This window comes from Metabacillus arenae (assembly GCF_014773385.1).
Lineage (GTDB): Bacteria > Bacillota > Bacilli > Bacillales > Bacillaceae > Metabacillus_D > Metabacillus_D arenae.
Window position 1 is genome coordinate 1 of sequence record NZ_JACXAI010000072.1, and the last position, 7,044, is coordinate 7,044.

Annotated in this window: 5 protein-coding genes and 3 pseudogenes; 6 read left to right on the plus strand and 2 right to left on the minus strand. The window is 37.7% G+C overall.

All coding sequences use genetic code 11. The features are described from left to right. The 5 genes and pseudogenes from IC621_RS26070 to IC621_RS26090 all read left to right on the plus strand — a co-directional run. The coding region (locus IC621_RS26070) for an SDR family oxidoreductase (protein ID WP_191162933.1) at positions 1-459 on the plus strand (459 nt) is incomplete at its 5' end. A 113-nt stretch (positions 460-572) separates the two neighbouring features. After that, positions 573-800: pseudogene (locus IC621_RS26075) on the plus strand (aldo/keto reductase); the annotation flags it as partial. A 219-nt stretch (positions 801-1,019) separates the two neighbouring features. Continuing rightward, a pseudogene (locus IC621_RS26080) lies at positions 1,020-2,211 on the plus strand (MFS transporter). A 367-nt stretch (positions 2,212-2,578) separates the two neighbouring features. Beyond that, positions 2,579-3,439 (plus strand): MBL fold metallo-hydrolase, encoded by an 861-nt coding sequence (locus tag IC621_RS26085; RefSeq protein ID WP_191162937.1) that lies wholly within the window; start codon positions 2,579-2,581, stop codon positions 3,437-3,439. A 20-nt stretch (positions 3,440-3,459) separates the two neighbouring features. Continuing rightward, on the plus strand, positions 3,460-4,299 hold the full coding sequence (locus tag IC621_RS26090) for an aldo/keto reductase (RefSeq protein ID WP_191162939.1): 840 nt from the start codon (positions 3,460-3,462) through the stop codon (positions 4,297-4,299). A 609-nt stretch (positions 4,300-4,908) separates the two neighbouring features. Here the strand turns inward: IC621_RS26090 and IC621_RS26795 are convergent. Then, positions 4,909-5,238 carry an HNH endonuclease gene (locus IC621_RS26795; protein ID WP_224752829.1) on the minus strand — a complete coding sequence of 110 codons (330 nt, stop codon included), beginning with the start codon at positions 5,236-5,238 and terminating at the stop codon, positions 4,909-4,911. A gap of 574 nt (positions 5,239-5,812) precedes the next feature. Here IC621_RS26795 and IC621_RS26105 point away from each other — a divergent pair. Beyond that, positions 5,813-6,268, plus strand: a pseudogene (locus tag IC621_RS26105) (hypothetical protein); the annotation flags it as partial. Between the two features lie 235 nt (positions 6,269-6,503). Here IC621_RS26105 and IC621_RS26110 read toward each other — a convergent pair. Then, on the minus strand, positions 6,504-7,044 hold a 541-nt coding region (locus IC621_RS26110), incomplete at its 5' end, for a LysR family transcriptional regulator substrate-binding protein (RefSeq protein ID WP_191162941.1).

A 7,044-nucleotide genomic window follows, 5' to 3' on the forward strand; every position in this document is an offset into this window, starting at 1 on the left:
CATTCACCACTTTCAGATGCTCGCTTTGATGAATGGCGCGAAATGTTAGACATCAATATCATGGGTGTTTTAAATGGAATCGCTGCGGTGTTACCTGTTATGCAAAAACAACAATCCGGTCATATTGTTACAACAGCCTCAGAGGCTGGCCATGTTGTTTTTCAACAAGGTGCAGTGTATAGCGGAACAAAGTTTGCTGGTCGTGCCATTATGGAAACGCTGCGCCAGGAGGAAAGAAAAAACCATATTCGCAGTACACTTATTTCTCCAGGGACGGTAGATACGGAGCTTCATAACACCATAAACGATCCTGAAAGACGTAAATTTATCGAGAATCTTCAGAGTGATATCGGTTTGAAATCAGGAGATGTAGCAGATGCTGTAGCTTATTCTATTGGCACACCTGACACGGTTAATATAAGTGAAATTCTCATGGTTCCAGCCAAACCATTAGACTAATAAAAATTTGAACATTCTTTAAATCATCCTTAGAGTTTACGTTAGGAATGCGTTTTTTGTAAGCGTCATAATTTACTAATTTTTATTGACCGTAGGGGTTTTCTGCTGATATTAAGACCCGGGAATTAGTAGCAAAAATGGCTGAAGAAAAAGGAACAACAAGAGAAGCAATTGTGTTGTGCTGGCTTATGCGGCATCCAGCAAGAATCCAGCCGGTAATTGGGACAACAAATTTAGATCGAATTAAGAATAGCCATGATGCGATTCGCCAATCGGAATTAATGACCCGCGAGGAATGGTATTCCCTTTATGTTACAGCAAGAGGCAACGAATTACCATAATGAAAAAATTAATAAGAAATGTGAAATTAAGAGCATCGGACTTAAATCCGGTGTTCTTTTTGCTACCTTCACGGTACGCATGACCAAAAAACGAAAATACATTTTAGATATGCTCATTATGTATATCTTCTTATTAGATATAAGTATTTGTTATGTGACTAGGTTGTAGATAAAATAAATGGCAAAGGGAGCAAACTTTATTTGAAGGTAGGGGATTTTTTGGTTAAACAAAATAAGTTGTTGATTTTTATATTAACAGTAGGCGTTTTCGGCATCCTAAATACGGAGATGGGGGTTATTGGGTTATTGCCTTCCATAGCCGATCACTTTAATGTCAGCATATCACAAGCAGGGTTGGCGGTGAGTCTCTTTGCTCTTGCTATTGCTATAGCTGGACCAACAATGCCGTTATTTTTTTCCGGGATCAATCGAAAGAAGGTCATGTTACTTGTATTAGGTGTGTTCGTTGTGGGAAACATTGCATCCGTATTTGTAACGAACTTTACCCTTTTATTAATTATTCGTATCGTGCTAGGTCTTTTCCATCCGGTTTATTGTTCCATGGCATTTAGCGTAGCTGCTTCCTCAGTAAAACCTGAAGCAGCTCTCAAAAGCTGTTTCAAAAGTATTCATAGGAGTATCTGCCGGTATGGTAGCCGGCATACCGATCGCAAGTTTTATAGATAATACTTTTTCATATGAAGTGGCGATGGCATTTTTTGCTATTGTAACTGCATTTGTATTAGTCGCTACGTTGATTTTTGTACCATCTATGCCTGTTGAAGAAAGACAATCTTACCGGGAACAACTTGCTGTATTAAAAAAATCCATTATGTGGGTTTCTATAGTAGCTGTCATTTTATTAAATGCTTCCGTATTTGGGGTGTATAGTTATATTTCTGAGTACTTGGGAACTGTTACCCAAATATCTCCGAATACTATCAGTTTAACGTTATTCGTTTTCGGTGGAGCTAATATTATTGGAAACATTGTTGCAGGGAGGACACTCACGAATAGTCCTATTAAGTCCATCTTTATTTTTCCTTTGTTATTGAGTTTCGTTTACATCCTTTTATTCTTCACTGGACAGTTTGTCGCACCTATGATAATTATCACATTCTTTTGGGGAATATTGGCTGGAGGAATCATGGCTAATATTAATCAATATTTGATTTCATCTTCAGCTCCAGAAGCTCCTGATTTCGCCAATGGATTATTTATATCAGCATGTAACGTAGGAACAACAGTGGGTGCAGCTGCAGGAGGGTTATTTATAGCACAAATGGGTACACAATATATTGTATTGGTGGGAATCCTATCATTGATACTAAGCTTGATAACTATTTTACTAAGAAACTATATGTATAGCCCTACAAAACAACTTTCTAAATCTGCTCTAGCCCAAGATTAGGAGCCATAAAATGGAGGTTTTCAATTGTCAAAGGATAAAAAAGTTGTACTTGTCACCGGCGGGAATCGAGGAATTGAAAATGAACTGGTCAAATAATTGGCTTTGAATGGTTTTAAGGTAATTTTGGCAAGTTGAAATCCAGAGAAGGGTTATGAAGTTGCGTAAAAACTTAAGGAGTCAAATCTTGATGTTTCTTTTGTGGCGATGGATGTAGACAATCCAGAAAACATCCTTCAAGCTGCGAATACAGTAAATGAGCGGTATGGATGTGAGCTATTGATGTAAGTATCCATCATGTGATGCTGTATTAGGGCTTTTCTATGCGATGGTATATGAATATAACTATTTTCAGATGAAGGCGTGCAAAATGAATCAAGGGAAACGACTGAATACCAATGTACCAAGAAACTTCTATGTTACTTCAGCGTGCATCAATTGCGATCAATGCCGTCAAATTGCACCTCATACTTTTTCTGAAGTTACGAATTTATCAGCCGTGACAAATCAACCGAATGAATACCATGAAGTTATTAAAGCTTTTTATGCTCTTATTTCCTGTCCTACTGGCGCAATTGGAAGTGAACAAAAGGACGGACTCTCCACAGCTATACAGGACTTTCCTTTGCCTATTATCGATAACATTTTTTATTGTGGATTTACTTCTCGACACTCTTGGGGGGCGAGTAGTTATTTGATTCTCCATCCAGAAGGGAACTGGCTAATTGATTCTCCACGTTGGTCACCTCAGTTGGTTAAAAGGATCGAGGAAATGGGGGGAATTAAATATATATTCTTGACTCGTCAGGATGATGTTGCCGATGCGAACAAATACGCTAAAAGATTTCAATCCGAGCGATTTATTCATGCCTTAGAAAAAGGGTCTCAACCTGATGCCGAACATGTAATACAAGGTATGCATTCAATACAATGGCATCCGGATTATAAGTTTATAATGGTTCCTGGTCACACAAAAGGACATATGGTTTTGCTTTATCGCAATAAATATCTGTTTTCAGGTGATCATTTAGCCTGGGATAATGAACGAAATGGTTTATCCGCACTTAGGGATGTCTGCTGGTTTTCATGGAAAGCACAAGCCGAATCTATGGAGAGGTTAGCTGAGGAAAAGTTCGAATGGATACTCCCTGGGCATGGGAACCGTGTTTTCCTTTCTCAGTTAGAAATGAAGAACGCTATGGTGAAGTTGATAGAAGAAATGAAATCTTAAAGGATGAGGAGTGAAAAAATTTGAATAAAGTAAAAATTGCAGGCAGGAAAGTTTTTCCTGTAGGCTTAGGCACTTACAATATGGGAGACAAAGCAGATAAGTTTGAACAAGAAGTAGAAGCAATAAGAGTTGGTCTTGATCATGGCGTTCAAGTTATTGATACTGCTGAAATGTATGGTGATGGAAATGCAGAGAGATTAGTTGCACATGCTATTCAGCCTTACAACCGAGAAGAATTATTTCTCATTTCAAAAGTTCTTCCTTCAAATGCCTCAAAAAAGCAATTACCGATTAGTTTAGAAAATAGCTTAAAAAGATTAAATACCGATTATTTAAATCAATACTTACTCCATTGGCATGGGAATATTCCCATTGAAGAAACGATTGAAGCCTTGGAGAAAGTAAAAAGTCAGGGGAAAATTAAGTCATGGGGTGTTTCTAATTTAGATGTTGATGACTTAAAAAAAATAATGAAATTACCTGATGGAATAAAATGTGCAGCAAATCAAGTCCGTTATAATTTGGGAGATCGAGGGATTGAGTTCGATCTAGTACCCACGATGAACAAACTTGAAATGCCATTAATAGCCTATGCCCCAGTTGCTCGGGGTGATGCTAATCTAACGAAACAAAAAGTTTTAAAGGAAATTGCTGAAAAACATCATTCAGATATTTTTCAAATTTTATTAGCATGGTGTATCCGAAATGGCCAAACAATTGCTATACCAAAATCTGGTAATCCCGCTCATGTGATAAATAATGTGAAGGCAGCTGAGATTCAATTAACACAGGAAGATTTGGAGCAATTAGACTCAATCTATCCAACACCTACCATGAAACAGCCCCTTGCTTTATGGTAAGAAGAGAATGTAGAAATTACTGTGTTGGCAAAATGGTAACCAGAGAACGCAATATATAGTGGATTGATTAATCCCTAGAAAATCTCCCATTAGGTCCTTCGTATCCAACATTTGCTAACCATAAGATAGCTCAGCCACTTGCTTTGGATTTATTGAAGCAGATAAAAAAGTAGTCGTCAGGAGCTTCTAGCGGGATTGGAGAAATCGCTATAAAAATACTCGTTTTTAAGGTGCGAAATTGGTTTTAGCAGCTCCTTGTGAGATTATTTGTAAAAACTTCAAGCAGATGATCAAGATGGTGATGAAGAAGTAATAAGTTTGTGCACTTTTTTCTTCTTCTTGATACCAACAAAGTCATTTGCTGCGCAGTACAAATAAATTATGTAATAGCATATTCAAGAATCGAGCACGTTTGTTGTAAAAAGGAGAATACATATTAGTCATGAATATGTATTCTCCTTTTATTCAATTAAAGTTAGCAATAGGTAAGCGTTTGATGTTATCTCCGGCTTTTCCCCCCTGCTCTGCACGAAGCATGCTAGTTTCCCAGCACTCCGCGTTCCATCTAACGATATGTACTAGATCATAAGTTCCTCGTTACTCACGTATTTAGGATTGTTCAATCAATTTTAATCCGCATTTTTCACGGTATTTGTTGACCTTTTCAATCATAGATTTAGTCATACCAAATCTACTTATGAGTACGTCAATCATCTCTTTGTCCGTATGATGGATAAGTTTGTGTATCTCCTCGTGGAGGATTCGTAAATTATGAAATTTATCGGTTCCTCCCAGGTGTAACGGGATATAGTGATGACAGTGTGCTTCGTGGGCAGACAAATCTATGCCTGTAATTTCACATTCCCCCATTTTCATACTGTATCGACTGATTCGATTATCCATATACTCGACACTACGATTCGGAATTGTTGATTTCATCAGAAAGCCAACCTCATGTTGGATATCTGGACGAAGACTATTGTGTATTAGCTCTCTTCCTTCCTTTGTATAAGGTATAAGCTTTGGACTAAAATTCATTGTATTTACCGTTTTCACATCAGGAATAGGAAACAGATAAACATTGGCAATTTTGAACGTTTTGAATCCCAAGCTATATAACTTTTTATACGTTGGTGGTGGATTAGAAGGATGTTCGTATTTCCCGACCTGTTTGAGACGATTATATATGAAGGCTTGCAGATCATAGGCAAGACGTGAGAACTCTGGATTGACGTGTGTTGCCCTTTTGAAGTAGTGATGAATACCCGAGACAAAACTGTTGAAGAGTAGCGCGTTTAAGGCAGAGGGAGAAGCTTTTATTCTTCGGATGTGTTCTTTGGCTTCTTCCTTGATCTTCCGCTTTTTGTCGGCTTTTATGCCTTATGGGTGCATCAAGTGGGGATTGGTGAGGCAACTACTAAGAAACTTGCAGAAGAAGGAGCAAAAATAGTCATTGCGGCTCGTCGTGAAGATCGATTGAAAGCGCTTGTTGATTCATTACCAAACGCTGATGGTTATACCAGCCTTCTTCCATCCTGTATATGTCTCTATTGCTTTATCAGTAGCTGCTGCTTCTGTTAGTGAAAGGGAAGCACCAAAAGCCATCTCTAAAGTATTTATAGGGATTTCCGCAGGTATGGTTCTAGGTGTTCCTGTTGTAAGCTTCATTGCCAATACGATTTCACTTGAAATAGCGATGTCCTTTTTCGCTGTCGGCTATCATTATTTTAGTTTAGGGGATACTTGGAGGTATTCAAACATTAATCAATATTGAATTATGTCTTCTGCTCCTAAAGCTCCAGATTTCGCGAATGGGTTATTCTTAACTTCCGTTAACTTAGGTACAACCATCGGAGCTGGTGTAGCCGGAATCATTATCGCACAAATTGGTACAGAATATATTTTATTCGTAGGTGTACTTACATTAGTGTTAGGTTTTATATGTATTTTACTCCGTCTAGAAGGTTAAAGAACAACCTTCCAGCTGGCTCGTCTTATGCTTGTCGCCGAAGGACTAGCGCCTTGCGCTTTTCGTTCAAAAACCAGTCTTAAATCTACTGAGAAAGAATCCATTTTGATCAATCTTTTTTCAAAATGGATTCTTTTTATTTATCGTAAAAAGCTGGATTGTCGGATCTTTTTTTGATCGAACTTTATTTCAAAGCAACAATGGTGCTTATTCTAGAGTGTAAGTTCTGAAAATCCTATATATCTGATAAAGAATTTGAAAATTTCGCCTGAATTTCTTTTAAAAACATATCTGCAGCAGCGGAAAAAACCTGATGCTTTTTCCAAACAATATTTAAGCCAGATTCAAGTCTTGGCTCCATCGGTCTAAAACAAAGGTTACTATCACTAGACGTATTTACTATTTTATCAAGGGCTATTGCATAACCAACACCCTCTTCAACCATAATGGCAGCATTATATGCAAGATTGTATGTAGTCACAATGTTTAATTTATCAAAATCTTCACCAAACCAATCCGCAAATTCATTTTTAGAAAATGTCTGTTTTATAGCCTGTCGTGAACAGATTAGCGGAACATTTAATAAATCCACTGCTTGAATGGTATCTTTGAAAGCAAGAGGACTGTCCTTCCTCATAATAACGCCCCAAACATCTTTGGCTGGGATATTGATATAATTATATTTTGATAAATCAGCTGGTTGAATTAAAATACCAAAGTCAAGCAATCCTTTGTCAAGCCGTTCAGTCACATCGTCTTCGTTTCCGCTGTAGAGG